22 protein-coding genes are annotated in these 24,493 nt (G+C 65.9%); 10 read left to right on the forward strand and 12 right to left on the reverse strand.

The window, feature by feature from the left end:
- Positions 1 to 18 precede the first annotated feature (18 nt).
- From coaE to MF134_RS05105, 4 genes are read right to left on the reverse strand one after another with little or no spacing between them, the layout of a single operon-like run.
- A complete protein-coding gene (gene coaE / locus MF134_RS05090; RefSeq protein WP_255338320.1) occupies positions 19 to 618 on the reverse strand; it encodes a dephospho-CoA kinase in 600 nt (199 codons plus the stop codon).
- Positions 615 to 1,115 (reverse strand): Cif family virulence factor, encoded by a 501-nt coding sequence (locus MF134_RS05095; protein ID WP_255338321.1) that lies wholly within the window; start codon positions 1,113 to 1,115, stop codon positions 615 to 617. The genes coaE and MF134_RS05095 overlap by 4 nt, the downstream gene beginning before the upstream one ends.
- A 3-nt stretch (positions 1,116 to 1,118) precedes the next feature.
- Positions 1,119 to 2,102 (reverse strand): shikimate dehydrogenase, encoded by a 984-nt coding sequence (locus tag MF134_RS05100; RefSeq protein ID WP_255338322.1) that lies wholly within the window; start codon positions 2,100 to 2,102, stop codon positions 1,119 to 1,121.
- Positions 2,095 to 2,694 (reverse strand): Maf-like protein, encoded by a 600-nt coding sequence (locus tag MF134_RS05105; protein WP_255338323.1) that lies wholly within the window; start codon positions 2,692 to 2,694, stop codon positions 2,095 to 2,097. The genes MF134_RS05100 and MF134_RS05105 overlap by 8 nt, the downstream gene beginning before the upstream one ends.
- Before the next feature lie 536 nt (positions 2,695 to 3,230).
- Between MF134_RS05105 and hemE the strand changes: the two genes are divergently transcribed.
- Both hemE and MF134_RS05115 read left to right on the forward strand, forming a co-directional pair.
- Positions 3,231 to 4,250, forward strand: coding sequence for a uroporphyrinogen decarboxylase (hemE, locus tag MF134_RS05110; RefSeq protein WP_255338324.1), 1,020 nt, complete (start codon positions 3,231 to 3,233; stop codon positions 4,248 to 4,250).
- Between the two features lie 207 nt (positions 4,251 to 4,457).
- Entirely contained in the window at positions 4,458 to 5,909 is a 1,452-nt protein-coding gene (locus MF134_RS05115; RefSeq protein WP_255338325.1) for an RtcB family protein, read from the forward strand.
- A 39-nt stretch (positions 5,910 to 5,948) separates the two neighbouring features.
- Here the strand turns inward: MF134_RS05115 and MF134_RS05120 are convergent, their stop codons facing one another.
- Positions 5,949 to 6,833, reverse strand: coding sequence for a response regulator transcription factor (locus MF134_RS05120; protein ID WP_255338326.1), 885 nt, complete (start codon positions 6,831 to 6,833; stop codon positions 5,949 to 5,951).
- A complete protein-coding gene (locus MF134_RS05125) occupies positions 6,823 to 10,185 on the reverse strand; it encodes a hybrid sensor histidine kinase/response regulator (protein WP_255338327.1) in 3,363 nt (1,120 codons plus the stop codon). Before MF134_RS05125 ends, MF134_RS05120 begins: the two co-directional genes overlap by 11 nt.
- A gap of 343 nt (positions 10,186 to 10,528) precedes the next feature.
- Between MF134_RS05125 and urtA the strand changes: the two genes are divergently transcribed.
- The 7 genes from urtA (at position 10,529) to MF134_RS05160 (ending at position 17,065) form a co-directional block, all read left to right on the forward strand.
- Entirely contained in the window at positions 10,529 to 11,800 is a 1,272-nt protein-coding gene (gene urtA, locus MF134_RS05130) for an urea ABC transporter substrate-binding protein (protein ID WP_255338328.1), read from the forward strand.
- Positions 11,801 to 11,890: 90 nt separating this feature from the next.
- Positions 11,891 to 12,817 (forward strand): urea ABC transporter permease subunit UrtB, encoded by a 927-nt coding sequence (urtB, locus tag MF134_RS05135; RefSeq protein WP_255338329.1) that lies wholly within the window; start codon positions 11,891 to 11,893, stop codon positions 12,815 to 12,817.
- A gap of 10 nt (positions 12,818 to 12,827) precedes the next feature.
- Positions 12,828 to 13,964, forward strand: a complete 1,137-nt coding sequence (gene urtC / locus MF134_RS05140; RefSeq protein WP_457589946.1) for an urea ABC transporter permease subunit UrtC — start codon at positions 12,828 to 12,830, stop codon at positions 13,962 to 13,964.
- Between the two features lie 12 nt (positions 13,965 to 13,976).
- Positions 13,977 to 14,723 carry an urea ABC transporter ATP-binding protein UrtD gene (gene urtD, locus MF134_RS05145; RefSeq protein WP_255338330.1) on the forward strand — a complete coding sequence of 249 codons (747 nt, stop codon included), beginning with the start codon at positions 13,977 to 13,979 and terminating at the stop codon, positions 14,721 to 14,723.
- Positions 14,724 to 14,733: 10 nt separating this feature from the next.
- The gene (gene urtE / locus MF134_RS05150) at positions 14,734 to 15,423 is read left to right on the forward strand and encodes an urea ABC transporter ATP-binding subunit UrtE (protein WP_255338331.1); all 690 of its coding nucleotides are present in this window, start codon (positions 14,734 to 14,736) and stop codon (positions 15,421 to 15,423) included.
- A gap of 71 nt (positions 15,424 to 15,494) precedes the next feature.
- Positions 15,495 to 16,724, forward strand: coding sequence for a formamidase (gene fmdA / locus MF134_RS05155; RefSeq protein ID WP_255338332.1), 1,230 nt, complete (start codon positions 15,495 to 15,497; stop codon positions 16,722 to 16,724).
- A gap of 8 nt (positions 16,725 to 16,732) precedes the next feature.
- Complete coding sequence (locus MF134_RS05160; protein WP_255338333.1) at positions 16,733 to 17,065, forward strand: FmdB family zinc ribbon protein; 333 nt, start codon at positions 16,733 to 16,735, stop codon at positions 17,063 to 17,065.
- Positions 17,066 to 17,182: 117 nt separating this feature from the next.
- Here MF134_RS05160 and MF134_RS05165 read toward each other — a convergent pair whose 3' ends face one another.
- The 4 genes from MF134_RS05165 to MF134_RS05180 all read right to left on the reverse strand — a co-directional run bounded on the left by MF134_RS05165 (position 17,183) and on the right by MF134_RS05180 (position 21,158).
- Entirely contained in the window at positions 17,183 to 18,226 is a 1,044-nt protein-coding gene (locus MF134_RS05165) for an energy transducer TonB (RefSeq protein ID WP_255338334.1), read from the reverse strand.
- A gap of 5 nt (positions 18,227 to 18,231) precedes the next feature.
- Complete coding sequence (exbD, locus tag MF134_RS05170; RefSeq protein WP_255338335.1) at positions 18,232 to 18,711, reverse strand: TonB system transport protein ExbD; 480 nt, start codon at positions 18,709 to 18,711, stop codon at positions 18,232 to 18,234.
- Positions 18,712 to 18,718: 7 nt separating this feature from the next.
- Positions 18,719 to 19,957, reverse strand: a complete 1,239-nt coding sequence (gene exbB, locus MF134_RS05175) for a tonB-system energizer ExbB (RefSeq protein WP_304363616.1) — start codon at positions 19,955 to 19,957, stop codon at positions 18,719 to 18,721.
- Positions 19,958 to 20,123: 166 nt separating this feature from the next.
- A complete protein-coding gene (locus MF134_RS05180) occupies positions 20,124 to 21,158 on the reverse strand; it encodes a siderophore-interacting protein (RefSeq protein WP_255338336.1) in 1,035 nt (344 codons plus the stop codon).
- A 413-nt stretch (positions 21,159 to 21,571) separates the two neighbouring features.
- Here MF134_RS05180 and MF134_RS05185 point away from each other — a divergent pair, with 413 nt between their 5' ends.
- Positions 21,572 to 22,603, forward strand: coding sequence for a cation diffusion facilitator family transporter (locus MF134_RS05185; RefSeq protein WP_255338337.1), 1,032 nt, complete (start codon positions 21,572 to 21,574; stop codon positions 22,601 to 22,603).
- A gap of 183 nt (positions 22,604 to 22,786) precedes the next feature.
- Here MF134_RS05185 and MF134_RS05190 read toward each other — a convergent pair whose 3' ends face one another.
- Positions 22,787 to 22,993 carry a DUF1674 domain-containing protein gene (locus tag MF134_RS05190; RefSeq protein ID WP_255338338.1) on the reverse strand — a complete coding sequence of 69 codons (207 nt, stop codon included), beginning with the start codon at positions 22,991 to 22,993 and terminating at the stop codon, positions 22,787 to 22,789.
- Between the two features lie 103 nt (positions 22,994 to 23,096).
- Positions 23,097 to 24,437: a dihydroorotase gene (locus MF134_RS05195; protein WP_255338339.1), complete on the reverse strand. Its 1,341-nt coding sequence runs from the start codon at positions 24,435 to 24,437 to the stop codon at positions 23,097 to 23,099.
- Positions 24,438 to 24,493 lie beyond the last annotated feature (56 nt).

Below are 24,493 nucleotides of genomic sequence, written 5' to 3' on the forward strand. Positions count from 1 at the left end.
AGATTGCGTCGCCTTCACTCACCCACCGGAGACATCTTCGGCCTTGAGCATCCTTACGATCGCGCCGACCTGTCGGCGCGCGTCATCAAGGCCGGTCCCGGTGTCGATCAGGTAATCAGCGCGGGCGCGTTTTTCGGCGTCGGGCACCTGCTTTTCCAGGATCTGCCGAAATTTCTCCTCGCTCATGCCGGGCCGCGCCAGAACCCGCCGGCGCTGCACGTCTTCGGGCGCCGAGACGACCACGATCCGGTCGCAACGGCGATCGGCGCCGGTTTCGAACAGAAGCGGAATGTCGAGAATGGCAGCGGGTGCGCCGGCCGCTCTCGCTTCTTCGACGAAAGCAAGCTCCACTTCGCCGACGAGCGGGTGGACGATGGCTTCGAGCCGCTTCAGAGCCTCCCGGTCTACCAGCACCTGCCGACCCAGCCGATCCCGGTCGACGACACCATCGATCACCGTTCCCGGAAAGGCCGCCTCGATCTGAGGCGCCGCGGCCCCCGCGTAGAGCCGGTGCACGGCAGCGTCGGCGGAATGCACCGGCAGGCCGGCTTCGGAAAAGAGTTCGGCGGTGGTCGACTTGCCCATGCCGATCGAGCCGGTGAGACCGACGATGATCATGGCGCTCCGTCCCAATTCCCGTCGGTCGCTTCGCTGCCGTCCCACTCTTCGTCTTCGAGTTCGTCCTCGCCCGGCTCCTCATTGACAGCCAGGACGATCCGCCAGCTCTCGCCGAGAGAACCACCGCGCCGCAGCGTATAGCGGCAGACGAATTCCATCGCCGCATCGCCGTCGATCCGCTCCTGCCGCCATGCGAGCGTCACCAGCGCCGTATTGCCGCTGATCGCAGCATCCAGCGCGGCGAAATCCGAGCGCACGATGCCCTCGGTCTCGTAGACGGCGAGAAGCGCCTCGATGTTCTCGGCAAGTTCTTCCTCGTCGACAAAGATATTGCCCTTGTCGAGCTGCCAGATCGTGACGGGATAGGCGAAGCAGCCCAGGATCCTGTCCGCATCGAAATCGTCGAAACCCTCGGCATAGGCCCGAAAGACCGCCTCGATCGCGACGGGCAGAGAGGCGGCCTCGACGGCCTCGAACGGAGCTTCGCCTTCGCTCATGTCTTACAGACCGCTTTCGATATCCGCGACGATCGCCTGGCGCAGCGCGTCGCTGACGGTCGGCGTCTGTCCGAACCAGCGCTCGAAGCCCGGCACCGCCTGGTGCAGCAGCATGCCGAGCCCATCGGCAAACTTCAGGCCGCGCTTTTCGGCGGCCTGAAGCGTCGGCGTCATCAGCGGCGTGTAGACGATGTCGGTCACCAGCGCGTGGTCCGGCAGGGCGGAGAGATCCGGCAGTTTCGGCGGGAACCAGTCCGGCGTCTCGTCGTCCGGGTCGCGCGGCGGGATCGGTACGGTGTTCACCAGAAGGTCGGTGCGTGCCAGGAGAGCCTCCCGCTCCTCTTCGCCATGGGCCGTGGCGCCGCGGCCAGAAAACATGCCGTCGAAGCGTGCCGCGAGTTCTTCGGCCCGGGCCCTGGTGCGATTGACGATCGCCACCTCTTTGACGCCGCGTTTCAGCAAAGCGTAGACGACCGCCCGCGCCGCGCCGCCGGCGCCAAGCACCAGCGCGGTCTCGGCATCGGCCCAGCCGGCAAGACGTTCGTCGAGATTGGCGGAAAAGCCATGGGAATCGGTGTTGCCGCCGACGAGCCGACCGGATTTGTCGAACCAGACGGTGTTGACTGCCCCGATCGCCTCGGCCGCGGCGTTGCGGCGTGACACGGCCTCAAAGGCTGCGACCTTGTGCGGGATGGTGACATTGCCGCCGACGAAACCGCTCTTGCGCAGCGATTTCAGAAACTCGTCGATCTCTTCGGGCGGCACGCCCTTGCGCACATAGGAGCCGGCGATCCCCAGCTCCTTCAGCCAGGTCGTATGGATCTTCGGCGAGCGCGAATGCCAGACCGGCCAGCCGGTAACGAAGGCCTTCGGTCCCTCGGTCTCGGCCGCATTCCGGTTCGGATCGAAGATCGAACCTTCGCCGCGGGGCCGCTCGGCGCCGCTGACATAGGGCGTCGGCGTCCAGTCCTCCTCCCGCTCAGCCATCGATCTCGCCTCGTTCGCGCAGCTCTTTCAAGAGGGGCAGAAGCGGCAGGCCGATGATGGTGAAATAATCTCCCTCGATCTTCTCCATCAGCTGCGCCCCCTCGCGTTCGATCTGATAGGCGCCGACGCTGGTCAGCGCGCGCGGTCCCACCATGGCGAGATAGCGGCCGATAAAACCGGGATCGAGCTTGCGAAGAGTGATCTCGGCAACCGCCACATGGCGCCATGTGACGTTACCGTCCTCGACGAGCACGACCGCGCTGTTCAAGGTGTGCGTCTTGCCGGACAGGGCGAGAAGCGTGCGCCGCGCCTCCTCCATCGAGGCCGGCTTGTGGAAGACGTCCTCGCCCAGCGCCAGCGTCTGGTCGGCGCCGATGACGACTTCACCGGGATGGTTTTCGGAAACATCCGTCGCCTTCGCCTCGGCGAGCACCTGGGCGACGTCGCCCGGAGTGGCGCCGGAATTGACCAGCGGCGCCTCGATCGCCCGCTCGTCGAGGTCCGAAGGTCGGACGGTGCAGTCGACGCCGGCATTCTTCAAGAGTTCGCGGCGATGGACGCTGCCCGATGCGAGCACGATGCCTTTGGGCATGATTCCTCCGGATTTTAACGAAGTCTTTAATGGTCCGGCCGTTTGATAGCGATGGACGCTTCGAATGGCTACCGGGTGCGGATTCGATTCGCGACGGCAATACAAGCCATCGGTCGCGAAACGCACGGGATTCTCGCCGGGCTGTGGGCGACGGACTCATAAATGGGAGAGGCCCGCGATGGCGGGGCTCAGCCTGTTCATGAAACTGTCATCTATCCACAAACGGTCGCAGACCGGGCTTGTGAATCGACTCGGCTCATATTGTGGCAAAGTCGCGCGGGCGGAGCGTTTTTCTCCCAAGCCGAACCCCATGCTTCGATCGACCCTGTGCCGGCGGAAGTATCTTTCCTGCCTGAGAGAATCCCGACCGTCCCCAGACTTCACGGGCCCCCTCACAGCCATTCTGCGTCGATGATCGGACGGATGGCCGATGCAATCGGGATTTGGTGTTGGGTGTGGATTCCGGCTATCCACCGATTCATAGAATCAAGAATCCTTTTAAGAGAGATTCTTATTTGATTGGGAGAACCGGACGGATGGATCAGCGCAAGCTTCTCCGCGTGCTCGATGGCGAGCGGGTGTTTCCCCCACCCGTTTGGCTGATGCGCCAGGCCGGCCGCTATCTGCCGGAATATCGCGAAGTCCGGGCGAAGGCCGGCGGCTTCCTCGATCTCTGCTATGATCCGGATCTTGCGACCGAAGTCACGCTGCAGCCCATCCGCCGCTTCGGCTTCGACGCGGCGATCCTGTTCTCCGACATTCTTGTGATCCCGGATGCGCTCGATCGCGGTCTGCACTTCGTCACCGGCGAGGGGCCGAAGCTGACGCCGATCCGTGAGGACGAGATCGGCGCGCTCGAACCCGGACGGGCCGAGACGCATCTGGCACCGGTCATCGCGACGGTCGGACGGCTTCGAGAGGAGCTCCCCCCGGAGACGACGTTGATCGGCTTCTGCGGGGCGCCCTGGACCGTGGCGACCTATATGATCGCCGGTCACGGCACACCAGACCAGGCGCCGGCGCGGATGTTCGGCTATCAGCATCCCGAAGCGATGGAGAAGCTCCTCTACATCCTCGCCGAGATGAGCGCCGACTATCTGATCCGCCAGCTCACAGCCGGGGCCGATTGCGTGCAGATCTTCGATTCCTGGGCGGGCGTTCTCGACGAGGCTTCGTTCGAGGCCTATGCGATCGGTCCGGTCAAGCGCATGGTCGACAAGGTCCGCGCCGCCGTGCCCAATGCCAAGATCATCGGCTTTGCCAAAGGGGCCGGGCCGTTCCTGTCCACCTATCGCGAGAAAACCGGTGTCGATGCGGTCGGCCTCGATTGGGGGGTGCCGATGGATTTCGCCAAGGGTCTGCAGAAGGGTGGCGCGATCCAGGGCAATCTCGACCCGCTTCGGCTGATCGCAGGGGGCAGGGCGCTCGAGGAAGGCGTCGACCGCATTCTCGAACACCTCTCCGACGGCCCGCTGATCTTCAATCTCGGCCATGGCATCACGCCGAACGCGCCGATCGAGCATGTCGAGGCGCTGCTCAAACGAATCCGAGGCTGAGAGCGGCTCTCAGACCGACAGGGCAAGCGGCCGCGGCGTGATTTCCTCTGTTGCTGTGCCGATGGTGAAACCGTAGACGCGCCTTGTCGCCGTTGACTGCGCCGTACAAGGAGACTTGCGAAGACCCCGAGCGAGCCTCTAGAGTTTCCACTCATAACCCCGTGTTGCCGCGGCTGCTGAACCACGCGCAAACACGGAGATACTCCCATGTTCACGGACAATCAGTCCGCGATCCGCCACGCCATAGCCGGCGGACACGACGTCGTTCAGGTTCTGGCCGACGGCGAGAGCGATCGGCAGATCGCGCGGGCGGTGGCCGATCTCGAAGCGGCCCTGCCCGAGCCGGAGGCGCTCACCGCTGCGGATGCCGCCATTCGCCGGATCGCGACCACGCCCGATTTCCATCCCGGCAAGCCGGTGCCTGTCGGCGTGGTCGTCGACGTAGAAGGCGCGATCCTGCCGCATCTCGTCGGCAACGACATCGGCTGCGGCATGCGGCTCGTCGTGCTCGACGGGCTGACCCGCGATGACATCGAGGCCGCCGGCGATCTCGAAGCCCATCTGCGCCACGTCTTCTTCCAGGGCGGGCGCGATCTCGCCATGACCGGGCGGGATCGCCGCGCCATTCTGGAGGCCGGCGTGCCGGGCCTGATCGAATCCCTCGAAAGCGGACAGCCGAAAGGCCTGCTCGCGCGCCAGTCGATCGCCGATCTCTGGCACGACGCCGACCGCATGGCGGAGGCCGGGGTCTTCGAGAGCAAGGGGCTGGAGCCGGGCTTTGCTGATTACGGCCGGATGGACGATGACCACCGCCATGACGCGATCATGGGCACGATCGGCGGCGGCAATCATTTCGTCGAGATCGGCGTCGTCGACGAGATCCGCGACGGCGCTTTCGCCAATCATTGCGGGCTGAAGGCCGGCACGGTCTGCCTCGTCGTCCATTCCGGCTCTCTCGATTTCGGCCAGCGGGTGGGCTCGACGACCGCCGAGAAGATGGCGGCAGAGCCCGGCGAGGGCGATCGGCGGATCGTCTCCTTCGCGCACCGTCCGGCGCTTGCCGAGCGCTACCGGGTCGGTCTGGCGAACGCGACTAATGCCGCCTTCGTCAACCGGATGACCATTGCCATGGCCGGTATCATGGTCATGGAGCGCGCGACGGGGCGGGAGATCCACGGGCGGCTCGTCTATGACGCGCCCCACAACGTGGCCTGGATCGATCCGTCCGGCGTGACCCGCCACCGCAAGGGGGCGTGCCCCGCGCGGGGATCGGACGCCATGGCGGGGACGCCCTATGCGTGGTTCGGCGAGCCGGTGATCCTGCCAGGCTCGATGGGCGACGGCACCTGGCTCTTGGTGGGCACCGGCCATGCGGCGACGCTGGAATCCTCGGCCCATGGGGCCGGCCGGCGCCTGTCGCGCGGCGAGGCGCGGCTCGAGGCGGTCGTTCCGGGTGCGTTGCGGGTGGTGGGGCCGGTCGATTTCGCCGCCCCGCAACTGGCGGGGCGCCGGGACGTGCTCGACGATGCCGAGGCGAGGCTCCGCGAGGAGGCGCCCGGCGCCTATCGCCCGCTGGAACGGGTCGCCGAACCCATGGAGCGGGCCGGCATGGCCCGGCGGGCGGCCCGCATCCGGCCGCTCCTGACCGTGAAGGGCTGAGAACGAGCGAGCCTGCGGCGGGCCAAAAGGTCCGCCGCCTCAGCCCTGGCCGGAAAGATGCCGGACGGCGATGGCGGTGGCGGCGGCGCGGTTTTCGACGCCGAGTTTGCGAAAGACGACTTCCAGATGCTTGTTCACCGTGCGCGGGCTGAGCTTCAGGATTTCCGCGATGTCGCGATTGGCCTTGCCGCGGGCCAGCCACAACAGCACTTCCGCTTCCCTTGCGGTGATGTTGAGATGGCCCTGCAGCGTCTCGATTTCCTGGCGGGAGCCCTCCCGGGTAATGCGCAGGAGGAACTCCTTCGGCCCCAGCCGGCCGATGACGGCCGCCGAGAGGTCCTGCGAAAGAGACAGCGTCGCGCCGATGCGCAGCTTGTCGGCTGAAACCGCAAGGGCCGCGTCATGGGCGTCCTCGTCGTCGGCGAGGAGTTCGCGCGCCTGGCGCGTCGCCCAGAGGATCTCGCCGGTGCCGTTGGTGGCGAAGAGATGCCGGCCCGTGGTGTCGAGCGCCATCTTGGTGCTGCGGCTGACCTTGGCGTTCTGGCTGTGGACGCCGATCCTCGCGACCAGTTCCTCGGGCTTGATCGGCTTGGTCACATAGTCGACGCCGCCGACGGCGAAGGCGCGCACGATGTGCTCGGTCTCGCTCAGGCCGGTCATGAAGATGATCGGAATGTCGGAGACCTTGTCGTTGGCCTTCATGCCCAGCGTGGCGGAAAACCCGTCCATGCCGGGCATGATCGCGTCCATCAGGATCAGGTCGGGCGCGGTGCGTTCGGCGATCGTGATGGCGCGGGCGCCGTCGGTCGCGACCAGCACCGACATGCCGTTGGCTTCGAGCGTCGCGACCAGGAAGCTCGCCTCCTCGGGCGAATCGTCGACCACCAGCACCACCAGCCCCGTCTCGGCCCGATCAGTCGCCATCCCCGTCTCCTTCGAGGATGCGGAGACAGGCGCGGAAGTCGAGGCGCTCGAGATGCTCGCGAAGTCGGCAGACCACGGGGCCGGCATCGGCCTGGCCGGTTGCGATAGCGTCGAGTTTTGCATGGATTCCCCTCACATATCCGATGTCGAGCAGGGTGATCAGTTCGGCGCGATCGGCCTTGGACAGGCGCGTGCTGGCGGCCAGCTTCACCGCATCCTGGCCGCCGATCGGGGCGGGCGCTTCCTGGTTTTCGAAGCGCCATTTCACCGCGAGCGCACGGGCGATCACGTCGAGCAGGGCCGCGATCGACAGGGGTTTGGCGATCCAGTCGTCATAGAGATGGCGGTCGCGCGCCGGCGGGCGGGCACTCGCCGAAAGCATGACGATGGGAACGCCTGGGCTCTGCTCGCGCGCCGCCCGCGCGACCGCCCAGCCGTCGATGCCCGGCATGTTGATGTCGAGCAGGAACAAGTCCGGCTTGCAGAGCTTGGCCATGCGCAGGCAGGTCTCGCCGCCGTCGGCCGTCAGCACCTTGAAGCCGAGCGGCGTCAGGATCTCCTCGACCAGTTGCCGGTGCACCGGCTCGTCGTCGGCAGACAGGATCGTCAGGCGCGGGCCGTCATAGCCGACGATGCGCTGCTTCTTCTCCTCGGCCGCCGTATCGTCGGTCACCGAGCCCAGCATCAGCCGCACATGGAAGGCCGAGCCCTTGCCGAGTTCGCTTTCGACCTGGATGTCGCCGCCGAGGATTTCGGCGAACAGCTTGGTGATGGTCAGCCCCAGCCCCATGCCGGGCGTTGTGCGCGCGCCCTCGATCCGCTCGAAGGGCTCGAAGATGCGTTCGAGATCCGGCGCGGAGATGCCGGGTCCGGTGTCGATCACCGAGAAGCTGGCGATCTGGTTGCGGTAGCGCACCCGGAAGCGGACGCTGCCCGTCTCGGTGAACTTGATCGCGTTCGACAGAAGATTGATCAGGATCTGGCGCACCCGCTTCTCGTCGCCCCTCACATGGGAGGGCAGGAGGCCGTCGGCCTCGTAGACGAAGTCGAGCCCTGCATTGCCGGCCTGCAGGCGGAACATCTCGACGATCTGATTGAGAAGCTGGGCGAAGGAGAAGACGTCGTTATAGACCTCGATCTTGCCGGCCTCGATGCGCGAAATGTCGAGCAGCCCGTCGATCAGACCGGCCAGATGCTCGCCGCTGCGGCGGATGACGCTGAGGCCTTCGCGATGCTTGCCGATGGTGGCGGGATCGTCCTCCAGGATCTGGGCGAAGCCGAGGATCGAGTTGAGCGGGGTGCGCAGTTCGTGGCTCATGCCGACCACGAAGCGCGTCTTGGCGAGGCTCGCCGCCTCGGCCTTCTCCTTGGCGAGCTGCAATTCGGCGTCGGTCGCCTGGTGGGCCTCGATCTCCTGGGTGAGGAGCAGGGTCTGGCGGCTCGATTCCTCCTGCGCCACGCGCCGGCTTTCATGGGCGAGCACGAGCAGCCAGGAGGCGATGCCGATCAGGATGACCAGGACGATGAAGACCTGGACGAGGACGAGGGCCGAGGTTCCCGCATCCGCCTGCCGTGACAGGGTGGTCTGGAAATGGATGAGCGAGAGCGCCGCTGCGCTCAGCCCGATCAGGATGGTGAAGATCGCCAGATAATGCCCTTGAGGCGAATCGACGAAGGTCGCCAGCCGCTCCGACACGGCCCGCCGCAACCCGCCGACGATCTGTTCGCGCACCCGGCTGCCGGTCTTGCAGAGATCGTGGCAGCGCGCGTCGAGCGAACAACAGAGCGAACAGATCGGGCCGGAATAGGCCGGGCAGAAGGCCATGTCCTCGGGCTCGAAATGATGCTCGCAGATACAGCAGGCGATCGTCTCGAGCCCCGCCCAGTCCTGGCGCGGGCGCCGGGCGATGTAGAAGCGGCCGCGGGTCCACAGCGCGATCAGCGGGGCGGCGAGGAACGCGGTAATCAGCGAGGCGTAGACGGCGAGCGCGGCGGCTTCCTCGCCGAAGAGGCCCGTGTGCAGGGTCACGCCGACGAAAATGCCGGCGCCCATGGCTCCGAAGCCGACCGGATTGATGTCGTAGAGATGGGCGCGCTTGAACTCGATATGCCGGGGCGAGAGCCGCAGCGGCTTGTTGACGACGAGATCGGCGCAGAGCGGCGCGACCCAGGAGACGGCGAGAATGGCATAGAGGCCGAGGATTTCCTCGAGCGCCTGCAGGATGCCCATTTCCATCAGCAGGATGGCGATGGCGACGTTGAAGACCAGCCAGACGACGCGGCCGGGATGGCTGTGGGTCAGGCGCGAGAAGAAGTTCGACCAGGCGATCGAGCCGGCATAGGCGTTGGTGACGTTGATCTTCATCTGGGCGATGACGACGAACAGCGCCATCAGGACGAGCGCCAGCCCGGGATTGGCGAAGACGCGCTGGTAGAGCGCCTCGTACATGGCTGTCGGCTGCTGGGCGTACCAGGGCGCCGCACCCGCTTCGAGGAGAAGCACGGCGAGGATCGAGCCGAGGAGGATCTTGACGGCGCCGATCACGGTCCAGCCCGGGCCGCCGGCGATCAGCGCGCTCCACCAGCCGAGATGATGGCCAGGCTTGCGGCGCGGCAGGAAGCGCAGATAGTCCACCTGCTCGCCGATCTGGGCCGTCAGGGCGAACAGGATCGCCGAGGCGCCGCCGAACATCACCAGGTCGAAGCCGCCATCGCCGCCATTCACGCCGGGATAGGCGGCCCATTCGTCGATCGGCAGCTCGCCCCGCCAGGCGAGATAGGCGAAGGGCAGGAAATTGAGGGCGAGCCAGAGGGGTTGGGTGATGGCCTGGAACCGGCTGATCAGCCCGATGCCGAGGGTGACGATCGGGATAACCACCACTGCGGAGACGATGTAGCCGATCCACAAGGGCAGGGCGAACAGCATCTGCAGCGCCATCGCCATGATGGCCGCCTCGATCGCCAGGAAGATGAAGGTGAAACAGGCGTAGATCAGCGAGGTGACGGTGGAGCCGAGATAGCCGAAGCCGGCCCCGCGGGTCAGAAGGTCGATGTCGACGCCGTATTTCGCGGCGTTGTAGCAGATCGGCAGGGCGGCGGCGAAGATCATCACGCCGGTGACCAGCAGCGCGACCATCATGTTGGTGAAGCCGTAGCTCAGGATCACCGAGCCGCCGATCGCTTCGAGCGCGAGGAAGGAAATGCCGCCGCAGGCGGTGGTCGCGATCTGGAAGGGGGTGAAGCGGCGCGCGCGCTTGGCCGTGAAGCGCAGCGCGAAATCCTCCAGCGTCTCGTCCGCGACCCACTGGTTATAGCTGCGGCGGACCCGCAGGATGCGTTGCGGGGCCGTCACGGAGCCACTCTCGGGCGTGTCGTCGGCGCGGCGAGACTTGCGCCGGTTGGCGTTTCTCGCCTCGAAGAGACAATCAAGACGCGATCCCGCTCAGTTCGATCCCCTGTCGTCTTTGCGAAGGAAAGTTGATGTCCGCGCCAGTGCTTAGGAGCATTTCGGCGGCATCTGACGGTCCGTCGCGCAGGTCTTCAGACGGGAGTCTCGCCTGCTTCCTGCATCCAGAACATACGCATTTTGACGTATTGTTGCTCCGCAGCATCCGCCGCCATGCTCCCCCCTGTCAATCGCCGGGCTTCGCTCGGTTGGCAATCGTCCCGGCAACCCAATTCGACAGGGGGTTTTCATGAAAACCAACGACAAGGGCGCGGCACCGCGCTCGATGCTGCGCCGCAAACTGATGATCGGCTCCGCCGCTCTGGCGCTCTCTCTCGCCATGGCGCCGCGTCCCGGTCTGGCGCAGTCGCCGCCCACCAGCGAGGTCAACACGACGGGTCTCGCCGTCACCGACGACACGGTCACGGTCGGCATTCTCCACTCGATCACCGGCACCATGGCGATCTCCGAGACCGGTTCGGTGCAGGCGGAAAAGCTCGCCATCGAACAGATCAACGAGATGGGCGGCGTTCTCGGCCGCAAGATCGAGTACATCCAGGAGGACGGCGCATCCGACTGGCCGACCTTCGCCGAAAAGGCCAAGAAGCTGCTGGTTCAGGACAAGGTCGCGGCGGTCTTCGGCTGCTGGACCTCGGCCTCGCGCAAGGCGGTGCTGCCGGTGTTCGAGCAGTATAACGGCATGCTCTACTACCCGACCTTCTACGAGGGTCTCGAAGAGTCGCCGAACGTGATCTACACGGGCCAGGAAGCGACCCAGCAGATCATCGCCGGCCTCAACTGGGTGGCCGAGGAAAAGGGCGCCGAGACCTTCTATCTTCTCGGCTCGGACTACATCTGGCCGCGCACCTCGAACAAGATCGCGCGCAAGCATATCGAGGACAAGCTGGGCCTCAAGGTCGTCGGCGAGGAGTATTACCCGCTCGGCCACACCCAGTTCAATTCGGTGATCAACAAGATCAAGCTCAGAAAGCCCGACGTGATCTACGCGATCGTCGTCGGCGGGTCGAACGTCGCCTTCTACAAGCAGCTCAAGGCGGCCGGCATCGACATGACCCAGGAAAAGCCGATCGTCATGACGATCTCGGTGACCGAGGACGAGATCCGCGGCATCGGCGGCGAGAACATCGAGGGCGCCTACGCCACGATGAAGTACTTCCAGTCGCTCGAAAACGAGAACAACCAGGAATTCGTCTCCGCCTTCAAGGCGATGTGGGGCGAGGACATGGTCATCGGTGACGTCACCCAGGCCGCCTATCTCGGGCCCTGGCTGTGGAAGGCCGCGGTCGAAAAGGCCGGCAGCTTCGACATCGACAAGGTCCGGGAGGCCTCGCCGGGCATCGAGCTGACCACCGCGCCGGAAGGCTATGTCCGGATCCACGAGAACCATCACCTCTGGTCCAAGACCCGCGTCGGCCACGCCAAGGCGGATGGCCAGTACGAGGTGGTCTACGAGACGACGGATCTGATGGAGCCCGATCCGTTCCCGGAAGGCTATCAATAAGCCAACTAAGCTGGAGCCGTGCGGCACGGATCGCGCGGCTCCTTCCTGCCTCCAAGCCCTTTCCCGTCATGCTCACCTTCGGAGCATCCCATGTTCGCGGACTACACCTGGAGCGAGCTCGGATCGATCTTCGCCATGCAGGGCTTTGCCGGCCTGGTCTTGTTTTCGGTCTTCGTGCTCATGGCCCTCGGCCTTGCCATCATCTTCGGCCAGATGGGCGTCATCAACATGGCGCATGGCGAGTTCATGATCCTCGGCGCCTACGTCACCTACATGTGCTCGAACTTCTTCCAGAGCGCGGCGCCGGCGCTGATGCCGATCTCGTTCTTCGTGGCGATGGTCCTGGCCTTCTTCGCGTCCGGGGCGCTTGGCATGCTGGTCGAGATGGGGCTCATCCGCTTCCTCTACAAACGTCCGCTCGACACGCTGCTCGCGACCTGGGGCCTGTCGCTCATCCTCCAGCAGACCTACCGCACGATCTTCGGCGCGCGTGAGGTGGGCGTCACGCTGCCCGACTGGATGATGGGTTCGCTCCCCCTGACCGATCTCGTCGAGATCCCGATCAACGGCCTGATCGTCATGGCGATCACCCTTTCGATCACGGTGGCGGTGGCGATCGTGATGTTTCGCTCGCGCTTCGGGGCGCAGGTGCGCGCCGTCGTCCAGAACCGGCAGATGGCCGGTGCCGTCGGCATCGACACCGAAAAGGTCGACCGTTTCACCTTCGGCCTCGGCTGCGGCATCGCCGGCGTGGCGGGCTCGGCCTTCACCATGATCGGCTCGACCGGTCCGAGTTCGGGCCAGCTCTACATCGTCGACACCTTCCTCGTCGTCGTCTTCGGCGGCGCCACCAGCCTGATCGGCACCGTCGCCTCGGCCTTCACCATCTCCCAGGCCCAGTCGACCATGGAATTCTTCCTGTCCGGATCGATGGCGAAGGTTCTCACCCTCCTGACCGTGGTCGGCATCCTGATGCTGCGCCCGCAGGGTCTCTTCGTCCTCAAAGTCCGCCGCTGAGGAGGCCGCCATGACACCCATGCTCACATCCGCCAGGAAGACCGAACTCATCGGCTTCGTCATCGTCGCTGCGGTCATCCTCCTTCTTCTGCCGGCGGTGACCGACGCCTTCCGCCTCAACCTCGTCGGCAAATATCTGACCTACGCCTTTGTCGCCGTCGGCCTGGTGCTGTGCTGGGGCTCGGCCGGTATCCTCTCGCTCGGCCAGGGCATCTTCTTCGGCCTCGGCGGCTACTGCATGGCGATGTTCCTCAAGCTCGAGGCTTCGACCCCGGAGGCGACGAGCATCCAGTCGACGCCCGGCATTCCGGACTTCATGGACTGGAACCAGATCACCGCGCTGCCCTGGTTCTGGGAGCCGTTCCATTCCTTCGGCTTCACCCTCGTCGCCGTCGTCGTGGTGCCCGCGATCCTCGCCTTCATCATCGGCTTTGCGATGTTCACGCGGCGGGTCGGCGGCGTCTACTTCGCCATCATCACCCAGGCCATCGCCGCGATCCTAACCATCCTGATCATCGGTCAGCAGGGCTATACGGGCGGCGTCAACGGCATCACCGATCTGCGCACGCTGCTCGGCTGGGACATCCGCACCGACTCCGCCAAGACGATCCTCTATTTCGTCAACGCCTTCCTGCTCCTGGCGGTGATCGCCCTGTCGATGGCAGTGCGCTCCTCCAAGCTGGGGCGCATTCTGGTGGCGCTGCGCGACAAGGAGGACCGGGTCCGCTTCTCCGGCTACGACGTCGCGGCCTTCAAGATCTTCGTCTTCTGCTTCGCCGCGGCGATCTCGGGCATCGGCGGTGCCATGTTCACCCTTCAGGTGGGCTTCATGTCGCCCTCCTTCGTCGGCATCGTGCCCTCGATCGAGATGGTGATCTTCTGCGCCGTCGGTGGTCGCCATTCGCTGATCGGGGCGGTCTACGGCACGCTGCTCGTCAACTGGGCGAAGACGAGCTTTTCCGAAAGCTTCCCCGAACTCTGGCTGTTCGCCATGGGCGCCCTGTTCATCGCCGTCGTCATGGCGTTCCCGAACGGTCTCGCCGGTCTCTACACCAGCCATGTCCAGCCGCTTTTCAAGCGGTTCGGCCGGAAATCTGCCGGCCGGTCCGCCGCAAGCGGCACCGAAACCCCCGCCATTGCCGAGTGAGGAGAGGCCGTCATGACCACCAACAACGACTTTCTTCTCTCGGTCGAAGGGCTCACCGTCTCCTTCGACGGCTTCAAGGCGGTGGACGATCTGTCCTTCTACGTCGACCCCAACGAAATCCACGTCATCATCGGCCCGAACGGGGCCGGCAAGACGACGGCGCTCGATCTGATCTGCGGCAAGACCCGCGCCACCTCCGGCTCGATCCGCTTCCGGGGCAAGGAACTGACCGAGATGAAGGAGCATCAGATCGTCCATGCCGGCGTCGGGCGGAAGTTCCAGAACCCTTCGATCTACGAGGACCTGACGGTTTTCGAGAATCTGGAAATCTCCTTTCCGCGCGGCCGCAGCGTCTTCGGCGCGCTCGCCTTCAAGCGTGACAAGGAGGTGAGGGAGCGGGTGGCGGAGATCGCCGAGATGATCTTCCTCGAAGACCATCTGGAGGAGCGGGCCGAATATCTCAGCCACGGCCAGAAGCAGTGGCTGGAGATCGGCATGCTGCTCATCCAGAACCCCGAACTCCTGATGCTCGACGAGCCGGTGGCCGGCATGAGCGTCTCGGAACGGGTGAAGACCGCCGAACTCCTCAACCGGATCATCCAGGGCCGCGCGGTCATCGTCATCGAGCACGACATGAAGTTCGTCGAGGACATCGCCCACAAGGTGACCGTGCTGCACCAGGGCAAGGTGCTCTCCGAGGGCTCCATGACTCACGTGAAATCCGACCCGAAGGTCGTCGAAGTCTATCTCGGTCATTGAGGACACCGCCATGCTGAACGTCTCGGGTCTGCACGTCGCCTATGGATCGAGCGAGGTGCTGCACGGCCTCAACTTCAATGTCGCGCCGGGGGAGATCGTCGCGATCATGGGCCGCAACGGCATGGGCAAGACGACGCTCATGAAGTCGCTGATGGGGCTGGTGCCGACGAAATCCGGCCGGGTGAATGTCGATGGGGCGGACATCACCAGCGCCAAGAGCCACGAGCGGGTGAAGGGCGGGGTCGGCTACGTGCCCCAGGGGCGGATGATCTTCTCCACCATGACGGTGCGGGAGAATATCGAGACGGGGCTCACCGTCACCGGCGAGACCGCGGTGCCGGGCGACATCTACGAGCTGTTTCCCGTGCTTCTGGAAATGAAGAAGCGCCGCGGCGGCAATCTCTCGGGCGGCCAGCAGCAGCAGCTCGCCGTCGCCCGGGCGCTCGCCTCGCGGCCGAAAGTGCTTCTCCTCGACGAGCCGACCGAGGGCATCCAGCCTTCGATCATTCGCGACATGGGCCGCACGCTGAAGAAGATCCGCGACGAGAAGGGCCTGTCCATCGTCGTCTCGGAACAGGTCCTCTCCTTCGCCCTCGACATCGCCGACCGGGTTCTCGTCCTGGAGAACGGCGAACTCGTCCATGACGAGCCGATCGCCGAAGTCGATGAGGCGAAGGTCGCCAAATACCTGTCGGTCTGACCGGCTCCCGTTCTCGCGGGCCCTTCGATCGACAGCTTCGTTCCCAAAAGCCGCCAAAGGAGTGAAACGGCATGACCGACACATTGATCAAGGTCGACCTCAAGACCTCGCCCCACGACAACGAGATGGTCCACAATCGCTGGCATCCGGACATTCCGATGGCCTGCTGGGTGGAACCGGGCGACGACTTCAAGATCGAGACCTATGACTGGACCGGCGGCCAGATCAAGAACGACGATTCGGCCGAGGACGTCCGCGACGTGGAGCTGGAGCAGGTCCACTATCTCTCTGGCCCGATCGGCGTGAAGGGCGCGGAACCCGGCGATCTCCTGGTGGTCGACATTCTCGACATCGGCGCCAAGGACGACAGCCTCTGGGGCTTCAACGGCTTCTTCTCCAAGCAGAATGGCGGCGGCTTCCTGACCGAGCATTTCCCCGAGGCCCAGAAGTCAATCTGGGACATCGAGGGCATGTTCACCAAGTCCCGTCACGTGCCGGGCGTGCGCTATGCGGGCCTGATCCATCCGGGCCTCATCGGCTGCCTGCCGAGCCGCGACATGCTGGACATGTGGAACACCCGCGAAAAGGCGCTGTTCGACACCGATCCCGAGCGCGTTCCGCAGCTTGCGGCCCTGCCCACCACCCAGTCCGCCCACATGGGCAAGATGAAGGGCGAGGCCCGCGACAAGGCGGCGGCCGAAGGCGCGCGCACCGTGCCGCCGCGCGAACATGGCGGCAATTGCGACATCAAGGACCTGTCGCGCGGCTCGAAGATCTATTTCCCGGTCTACGTCGACGGCGCCGGGCTCTCCATGGGCGATCTGCACTTCTCCCAGGGCGACGGCGAGATCACCTTTTGCGGCGCGATCGAGATGGCCGGCTGGCTGCATCTGAAAGTCACGCTGATCAAGGACGGCATGGCGAAATACGGGATCAAGAACCCGATCTTCCGCCCTTCGCCGATCGCGCCGAAATATGACGACTACCTGATCTTCGAAGGCATTTCCGTCGACGAGGCCGGCAAGCAGCATTATCTCGACGTCCACATCGCCTATCGCCAGGCCTGCCTCAACGCCATCGAATATCTGAAGAAGTTCGGCTTCTCCGGCGCCCAGGCCTATGCGATCCTCGGCACCGCGCCGGTGCAGGGGCATATCTCCGGCGTGGTCGACATTCCGAACGCCTGCGCGACGCTCTGGCTGCCGACCGACATCTTCGAGTTCGATGTCATGCCCGGATCGGATGGGCCGACCAAGTTCCTCGACGGCTCCATCGACGTGCCGCTCGCCAAGGATCTGTGAGGCGATCGATGCCCTTCTACGACTATGCCTGCGACGATTGCGGGCCCTTCACCAGCCTGCGCCCCATGGCGCAGGCTTCCGAGCCCTGCGATTGCCCCGCCTGCGGGGAAAGCGCCCGGCGGGTCATCCTGACGGCGCCGCGCCTGTCGATCATGGACGGGGCCAAGCGCTCGGCCTTCGCCACCAACGAGCAAAGCGCCAACGCGCCAAAACTCGCCTCGAAGGGGCATGGCGCCGGGTGCAGTTGCTGCGGACCGGCCCGGCCGAAAGCGGCGACGACCGCCGCACCGCTGGCGGCCAAATCCTTCGCCGGAAAGCGGCCGTGGATGATCAGTCACTGATCACAAGAGAGATCCGCGGCGCCTGAGCAGGGGCCGGGCCGGAACCGCAGCGTGCGCGGGGCCGGCTCGGCCTCAGGCTTTTGCACGGAAAGCCGCGATGGCATTCCCTTGGCGAACTCAGCGGAAGCGGACCGGAACCGTGAGCGAAACGCGGCGGCGGTTCGGGGGCGCCGGGAACGGACTCGCCCGTCTGACCAGCGAGACCGCTGCAGAATCCAGCGCCCGACTCCCGCTCGAGCCGGTGACACGGGCGCCGAGGACACGGCCGTTTCCATCCATGGTGAAGGCCACGCGCACCGTGCCGCGACCGCCGCCCGCGGGCGTGCGCTTGTAGCGGTTGAGCCGCGCCTGCACCCGCGACTGCCAGGAGGCTATGGCCGCGCGTGACACCTGCGCTCCTTGCGAGGCCTTGCGCTGGCGCTGACCCTGCGAGGCCGCCGAGGGAGCCGGAGAGCGACGCTGCTGGCGCGCGGCCTCCTTCTTGCGGGTCTGCCGTTTCTGGGCGGTGGCCTTCTTCCGCTTCGGGGCAGGCTGCGCCGTCTGCTTCTTCCGCGGCTCGCGCTTGACCTCCCGCACCGGCGGGGGCGGATCCGGCCGCGCCGTCGGGATCGGCACATTGGCGACGGCGGTCGCTTCCGGCGGTTCCGGAGCGGCGACGGGCAGCGGCACCTCGTCGGGCGGGGGAGCGACGCTCTCCTGTGGTTGCGGGGCAGGTTCCGGTTCGGCGATGGGCTCAGGTTCGGGCTCGGCGACCGGTTCGGGGACAGGCTCCGGCTCCGTGACAGGCTCCGGCGGCGTCTCGGGCTGCGGCTCGGCCACCGGTTCCGGCTCGGGCTCCGGCGTTGGTTCCGGCTCGGGTTCGTCGGGGGGCGGTGGCGCCTCGTCGACGGCCGGTTCCGGCGTGTCGATCGGCTCCGGGGCCGGTGCGGCCTGATCCAGCGCTGCCACTTGCTCGGAGGCCGCCGGCGGGGCGAGATCGATCAGGATCGGGGCCGCCGGGGCACCCTGGGGCGGGCTGTCAGGACTCTGGGACATGATCGCATAGGCCGCCGTGCCATGGGCGAGAAGCACGACCAGACCCGCCACGAGCCAGCGGTGACCGCCGGCGAACCGGGATGAGCCGCCGTGTATGTCGAAGCCGCTTGGGGGTCGCGACGCCATGTCCGTTACTCGCCAGCCGTGGAGCCCGGCGCCGAAGCCGCTTCGGCGGCGGACTGCTGCGCCTGGGCCGGGTCTTCGAGCCCCACCAGCGCGATCTTCAGATAGCCCGAGCGGCGCAGGAGGTTCATCACATCCATGATGTCGGAATAGGGAACGGCGCCGTCGGCGCGCAGGAAGATGCGTTCCTCGTGATCGGCTTCCGTCAGCCCGTCGAGCCGGCTGGCGAGCGCCTCGCGGGCGACCGGGTCCTCGCCCAGCGTCAGGGACAGATCCTCCTGGACGGTCAGATAGACCGGCTCGTCCGGCCGTTCCTGCGGTTCGGCATTGGAGGTCGGCAGGTCGACCGGCACGTCGACCGTGGAAAGCGGCGCCGCCACCATGAAGATGATCAGAAGCACCAGCATCACGTCGATGAAGGGCGTGACGTTGATTTCCGAGAGCTCGCCGGTCGCGTCGTCGTCGCCGCTGTTCAGATTGACGCCCATTTTTCCGCTACTCCGCCGCTTGCGCCAGGGGGACGTTGCGATCGCGATGAAGCCGCTCGCGCTCCAGGTCGCGGGACAGATGCTGCATGACCAGAGCCGAGGCGTCCGACAATACCGCCTTGTAGCCGGCGATCGACCGGGCGAAGACGTTGTAGATGATCACGGCCGGGATCGCGGCGACGAGGCCGATCGCGGTGGCGAGCAGCGCTTCGGCGATGCCCGGCGCGACCACGGCGAGATTGGTGGTGTTCGCCTCCGAGATGCCGATGAAGGAGTTCATGATTCCCCAGACGGTGCCGAACAGACCGACGAAGGGGGCGGTCGAGCCGATCGTGGCGAGGAAGCCCGTACCTCGCGCGATCGAACGACCGGCATGGGCCTCGATACGGGCAAGCCCCATCGCCACCCGCTCCTTGACCCCGTTGGCCGACAGGGCGCCCGAACGGGTGTGCTCGTATTCGGCGGATTTCGCCAGCGCCGCGACCGGGCCGCGCCAGCGTTTGGCCTGACGTTCGCTGCCGATCGCCTCCGATAGCGATCCCGCTTCGGCGAGGCGCTTCACGCCGGAGCGCGCGCGCCATTTGGCCAGCATCACCTCCAAGCCCTTCACCAGAAGGATCGTCCAGGTGACCAGGGAGGCGAGCGCCAGCCCGATCATCACGCTCTTCACCACCCAGTCGGCGGCCATGAACATGCCCATCGGCGAAAGATCGTGGGGCAGCCGCACGTCCCGGTCATCGCCCGTGACCGGGTCCGGGTTCGCGGTTCCCGGCACGGGGGACTCCTCCGCCTCGGATGCGGTGCCTTCGGCCGAACCCGACCCTGCCGCGCCAGCACCCGCCGATGCTGCGTCGGACGGGTTTTCCGAAGCCGAGCCGACGGCGCTGCCGGCAGCCGCGTCTGCGGTGCCCTCGCTCGCCGTGCCGCCTTCGGCAGATGGCGTTTCGCCAGGAGACGCCGCCGTACCGGCGGGCGCCGGCTCGGCGCCGGCGGGCGTGACCGTCTCCTGATCGGAGTTGTCGGAAGCCCCGGAGGCCGCTTGCGCTGGGCGCACCCGCTCGCTGGTTTCGCCTGCAGAGGAATCCGGGGCCGCGGTCTCGGGGCCGGCGGCCTCTGTCGCCGACGTTTCGGGCTCGGGCGTTCCGGTCTGCGCCATCGCGGCGCCGCTGGTCAGGGCGCCCCAGGAAAGTGCAAAGGCCAGCAGGAGAGGCCCGAAGCGGGTCTGGTGGGCGGAAGAAAGTGTCATGAAAGGCCGATCTCGTCCGCGTCCCGGCGGGCGCGCAAGGCGCCTGCGACCGGTGAAGTGGCTATGGTCATCGCCTCCTTTATGAAAACATGACCATGAATGTCAATTTTATATGCGCGAAGAACGTCTTGCCGGCAAGGTGAGGGCCGCGGGGCCACTCTCCCCGTTACGCCGTCCAGTATGCCGAGATGTAGGATTCGCGCGCGGTCAGGCGGAGATGGTCGCGGAAATGCCGCCGCGCCTTCGTCGCGAGCGCCCGCTCGGCCGCGATCCAGACGAAGCGGCTCGATCCAGCCGGCGGCAGGTCGACGGCTGAGAGCCGATCCCAGAGCCCCGATCCTTCGCCTCGCTGCAACCATTCCACATTCATTCCAGAAGGTGCGGCCAGCGGCATCTGGTCGCCCGGATCGCCGATCTCGAGGAAGACATGGCCGCGCCGGTCGGCTGGTGACAATTCGAGGATGCGCCGGATCGCCGGCAATGCCGTCTCGTCGCCGGCGATCAGCAGGAAATCGCTCTCCGGCGGTTTGCCGCCCCCGGGCCCCATGATTCCGATCACGTCTCCGACCTGGGCTGTCTGGGCCCAGCGCGTCGCAAGGCCGCCTTCGTGGACGAACAGATCGAAGCTGAACCGACGCTCATCCGGCTCGATGGCGACGAAGGTGTAGGCGGGGTTGTGCAGCGCGTCGTCGCCCTTGGGCCATTGGGTCCGGCCGGCCTCGTCGAGACGCGGCCAGATCGGCTCGCGGCCTTGAGGAGGAAGGGCAAGCCGGAAATGCATGCCCCCCTCGCGAAAATCCTCGACCTTATCGGCTTCGAGCGTGACCCGCAGGAAATTGCGGGAGACAGGTTCGGCCGCGACGAACCGGGCCTTGCGAAAGTTCGGCGGATAGGTGGTCTTCGCAACGTCGCCCTCCCATCGCATTCGGCCCGAGACGCCGGGAGCGGCATCGTCGAGGACATGCAGGAAGGCTTCGCGGATCATGTGGAGTTCGGCCGACCCGGCGGCCCCGATCGTGACGGTCAGCCCGTCCTCGTCGAGCCGTGCTTCGAGACGGCCTTCGGGGGCGGAGACGACCAGACCAGCGGTCTCTTGGGCCACGGGATAGCCATGCTCGGCGATGGTTTGGGCGAGGCCGGGGACGAGCCCATCCGGCAATGCGCCGGTCGTCTTGCCGATGGCTTGCGTCTGATTGCTCATGGAAACACTCTGCGCGGCCGGCATGGGACAGCTGCCGGACCCTTGATCGACGAAGGGCGGGAAAGGATGAGGCCGAAGCCCGTCGCGCCTCGGTGAAGCGGTTTCTATTTTTCATGATAAAATGAGTCAAGTATTGGGGCGCGTCCAGTCGACCGGGCCCGGACTCCGGCCCTTGGACCGGTATCGTTGCTGAAAGTCCGATCCTGAGGACCTCGACTATGCAGAGCCCAGGATCTAGGGCTTCTGTCCGAAGGCCGTCGTATTCGGCCAATCCTGCAGCTGGGCGGGACGAATGACGGCCATTCCGGTCGACGGTGCATCGTTCCTCGACCATATCGGGTTCCAACCCCCCGGGCGGGCCTGAAACGAAGGATGCGGGTATACGCATCGAAGAAGATAGAGAAGAGTGTGGAATGGCGTCCACGGCCTCGCAACCATCAAACCACGCGCATGGGCATCACCACGATCATGACGATGGTCACCATCATCATGCGCCGACCGTTTCGCGAAACAACGAGCGGGCGGTCTTCTTCGGCTTTCTCCTCACCTTCGGCTTCATGATCGCCGAAGTCGTCGGCGGTCTCGTCTCCGGCTCGCTGGCGCTGATCGCCGACGCAGGGCACATGCTGACCGACGCTGCCGCGTTGGCGCTGGCCTGGGCGGGGTTCCGCTTCGGCCGCCGGGGGGCCGACAGCAAGCGCACCTTCGGCTACATGCGCTTCGAAATCCTGGCGGGTTTCGTCAACGCCCTGGCGCTGATCCTGCTCATCCTCTGGATCGCCTATGAGGCGGTGATGCGCCTGATCGAGCCGGGGCCGGTGCTCGCCGGGCCGATGTTGATCATCGCCGTCCTCGGCCTTCTGGTGAATATCGGCGTCTTCTTCATGCTGCGCCAGGGCGACCAGGAGCATGTGAACATCAAGGGCGCGATGCTCCACGTCCTCGGCGATCTGCTGGGCTCCGTCGCCGCCATTCTCGCCGCGATCATCATCTATTTCACGGACTTCACGCCGGTCGATCCGATCCTCTCGCTGCTCCTGTCGGCGCTGATCCTCAGAAGCGCCTGGGCCCTCCTCAAGAACTCGCTCAACATCCTCATGGAAGGCACGCCGAGCGGCCTCGTGCTCGACGAGATCCGCGCCGATCTATGCCGAAAGGTGCCGGGCGTGACGGCGGTCAACCATCTCCATGTCTGGTCGATCACCTCCGGCCAGCCCCTGGCGACCATGGAGGTGCAGATCGCCGACGAAGCCAATGCGAGAGGGGTTGTTTCACAGGTCAAGCAGCGCCTCGCGGCGGATTTCGGCATCGGCCACTCTACCATCGAGATCGATTTCGAAGGCACGCCCGACCGTTGCACGCTCGATCCGCACGAGCATGAACATGACGATCACGAACATCACGACGAGGCGCATCACGCCGCTCACGCTCCTGCGACGGCTTGAGGGGTATGGGGCCGGCCGGGACGCTCCTTTCTCCCCCCTTGTGGGGGAGATGCCGGCAGGCAGAGGGGGGTATCCTCGCGCAAACCCTCAAACGCCGGCGCCGCACCCCCCTCTGGGTTGCCACCCATCTCCCCCGCAAGGGGGGAGAAAGGCTTGTCGCGCTGCTTGGGCGCTCTTCAGCCGTCAAAAATCGGAGATGATGCCGTTCTTCTCCCAATCGCCGAAGCGGGTGGGTTCGGGGCCGTCGCGGCCGTTCACTTCGGCAGGGCGTTCCGCGGCTTCGCGCTTGGCTTCGGCACGGCGGCGTTCCTCGGCTTCGGCGAGCGCGCGCTTGGCGGCGGCTGAGAGCTCGCGGGGAGCTTCGGATTGTTGTTCCGGGGCGTCAGTCATGGGCGCGCTCCTGATCGGGGAACGAAGAAGAGGGTCAAAATCGCTATGGCCCTGATGTGGGTGGCAGGAGCGGGTTTCGCCAATCCGGCGAAGCCGCCCGCCCTCAGCCGCTGATCGGCGCCAGCGTCTCGACGAATTCGGCTGGTGCCCCGGTCGAGGGCGTCACGATCTCGCTTTCCCACATCACCCTGGTCCCCCGCACGAAGGTGCCGACCGGCCAGCCGGTGACGCGCTTGCCGTCATAGGGCGTCCATTGCGACTTCGAGCCGATCCAGGCGTTCTCGATCACGGTCTCGCGCTTCAGATCGACGACCGTGAAATCCGCATCGTAGCCGAGTGCGATACGGCCTTTTCGCGACAGGCCGAAGATGCGCTGCGGGCCGGCCGAGGTGAGATCGACGAAGCGGGCAAGCGACAGCCGGCCATTCGCCACATGGTCGAGCATGATCGGCACCAGCGTCTGCACCCCGGTCATGCCTGATGGCGACTTCGGATAGGCTTGCGCCTTTTCCTCGAGCGTATGCGGCGCGTGGTCGGAGCCCAGCACGTCGACGACGCCCTCGGCGATCCCGCGCCAGATGCCGTCGCGGTGGCGGCCTTCGCGCACCGGCGGGTTCATCTGCAGCCTGGTGCCGAGCGTCGCATAGTCGTCGGCGGTCATCGTCAGATGATGCGGCGTCGCCTCGCAGGTGGCATTGCGCTTGTGATGGGCGAGGAACTCGATCTCTTCGGCCGTCGAGATGTGCAGCACATGGATGCGCGCGCCGGTTTCCTCGGCGATCCGCACGAGACGCTCGGTGCAGGTGAGCGCGGCGATCTCGTCGCGCCAGACCGGGTGGGAGGAGGGGTCGTTTTCCAATCTCTCCGAAAGACGCTCGCGCAGACGGTATTCGTCCTCGGAATGGAAGGCGGCGCGGCGGCGGGTGCGCTTCAGGATCTCGGTGACGCCCTGATCGTCTTCGACCAGCAGGGAGCCGGTGGAGGAGCCCATGAACACCTTGATGCCGGCCGCACCGGGCAGGCGTTCCAGTTCGGCGACATCGGCGGCGTTCTCGCGCGTGCCGCCCACCCAGAAGGCGAAATCGCAATGCATGCGGTTCCGCCCGCGCTTCACCTTGTCGGCCAGCGCCGCCTCGGTGATGGTGAGCGGGTTGGTGTTCGGCATTTCGAAGACACAGGTGACGCCCCCCAGAACCGCGGCGCGCGAGCCCGATTCCAGATCTTCCTTGTGCTCGGCGCCGGGCTCGCGAAAGTGCACCTGGCTATCGATCACGCCGGGCAGGATGGTGAGGCCGGTGCAGTCGATCGTCTCGCCTGCGCTGGCGGACGACAGATCGCCGATGGCGGCGATCCGGCCCTCCTTGATGCCGACGTCGCGCGGGCCGATGCCGTCCTGATTGACCAGCGTGCCGTTCTTCAGAACCGTGTCGAAAGTCTGGGGCATCGTTTCCTGTCCGCTTGTCGGTGTGGTGGCTCCGGCTTACGTAAACCTTCGGGCGA

This window comes from Jiella marina (assembly GCF_024359545.1).
Lineage (GTDB): Bacteria > Pseudomonadota > Alphaproteobacteria > Rhizobiales > Rhizobiaceae > Jiella.

Bases quoted from the DNA above. Each gene is read 5' to 3' on its own strand.
- urtE (WP_255338331.1), top strand. From the start codon at position 14,734: ATGCTGAACGTCTCGGGTCTGCACGTCGCCTATGGATCGAGCGAGGTG.
- MF134_RS05160 (WP_255338333.1), top strand. From the start codon at position 16,733: ATGCCCTTCTACGACTATGCCTGCGACGATTGCGGGCCCTTCACCAGC.
- MF134_RS05185 (WP_255338337.1), top strand. From the start codon at position 21,572: ATGGCGTCCACGGCCTCGCAACCATCAAACCACGCGCATGGGCATCAC.
- MF134_RS05180 (WP_255338336.1), bottom strand. From the start codon at position 21,158: ATGAGCAATCAGACGCAAGCCATCGGCAAGACGACCGGCGCATTGCCG.
- exbD (WP_255338335.1), bottom strand. From the start codon at position 18,711: ATGGGCGTCAATCTGAACAGCGGCGACGACGACGCGACCGGCGAGCTC.
- urtD (WP_255338330.1), top strand. From the start codon at position 13,977: ATGACCACCAACAACGACTTTCTTCTCTCGGTCGAAGGGCTCACCGTC.
- fmdA (WP_255338332.1), top strand. From the start codon at position 15,495: ATGACCGACACATTGATCAAGGTCGACCTCAAGACCTCGCCCCACGAC.
- MF134_RS05105 (WP_255338323.1), bottom strand. From the start codon at position 2,694: ATGCCCAAAGGCATCGTGCTCGCATCGGGCAGCGTCCATCGCCGCGAA.
- MF134_RS05100 (WP_255338322.1), bottom strand. From the start codon at position 2,102: ATGGCTGAGCGGGAGGAGGACTGGACGCCGACGCCCTATGTCAGCGGC.
- urtA (WP_255338328.1), top strand. From the start codon at position 10,529: ATGAAAACCAACGACAAGGGCGCGGCACCGCGCTCGATGCTGCGCCGC.
- urtC (WP_457589946.1), top strand. From the start codon at position 12,828: ATGACACCCATGCTCACATCCGCCAGGAAGACCGAACTCATCGGCTTC.
- MF134_RS05195 (WP_255338339.1), bottom strand. From the start codon at position 24,437: ATGCCCCAGACTTTCGACACGGTTCTGAAGAACGGCACGCTGGTCAAT.
- MF134_RS05165 (WP_255338334.1), bottom strand. From the start codon at position 18,226: ATGGCGTCGCGACCCCCAAGCGGCTTCGACATACACGGCGGCTCATCC.
- hemE (WP_255338324.1), top strand. From the start codon at position 3,231: ATGGATCAGCGCAAGCTTCTCCGCGTGCTCGATGGCGAGCGGGTGTTT.
- coaE (WP_255338320.1), bottom strand. From the start codon at position 618: ATGATCATCGTCGGTCTCACCGGCTCGATCGGCATGGGCAAGTCGACC.
- exbB (WP_304363616.1), bottom strand. From the start codon at position 19,957: ATGACACTTTCTTCCGCCCACCAGACCCGCTTCGGGCCTCTCCTGCTG.
- MF134_RS05190 (WP_255338338.1), bottom strand. From the start codon at position 22,993: ATGACTGACGCCCCGGAACAACAATCCGAAGCTCCCCGCGAGCTCTCA.
- urtB (WP_255338329.1), top strand. From the start codon at position 11,891: ATGTTCGCGGACTACACCTGGAGCGAGCTCGGATCGATCTTCGCCATG.
- MF134_RS05095 (WP_255338321.1), bottom strand. From the start codon at position 1,115: ATGAGCGAAGGCGAAGCTCCGTTCGAGGCCGTCGAGGCCGCCTCTCTG.
- MF134_RS05115 (WP_255338325.1), top strand. From the start codon at position 4,458: ATGTTCACGGACAATCAGTCCGCGATCCGCCACGCCATAGCCGGCGGA.
- MF134_RS05120 (WP_255338326.1), bottom strand. From the start codon at position 6,833: ATGGCGACTGATCGGGCCGAGACGGGGCTGGTGGTGCTGGTGGTCGAC.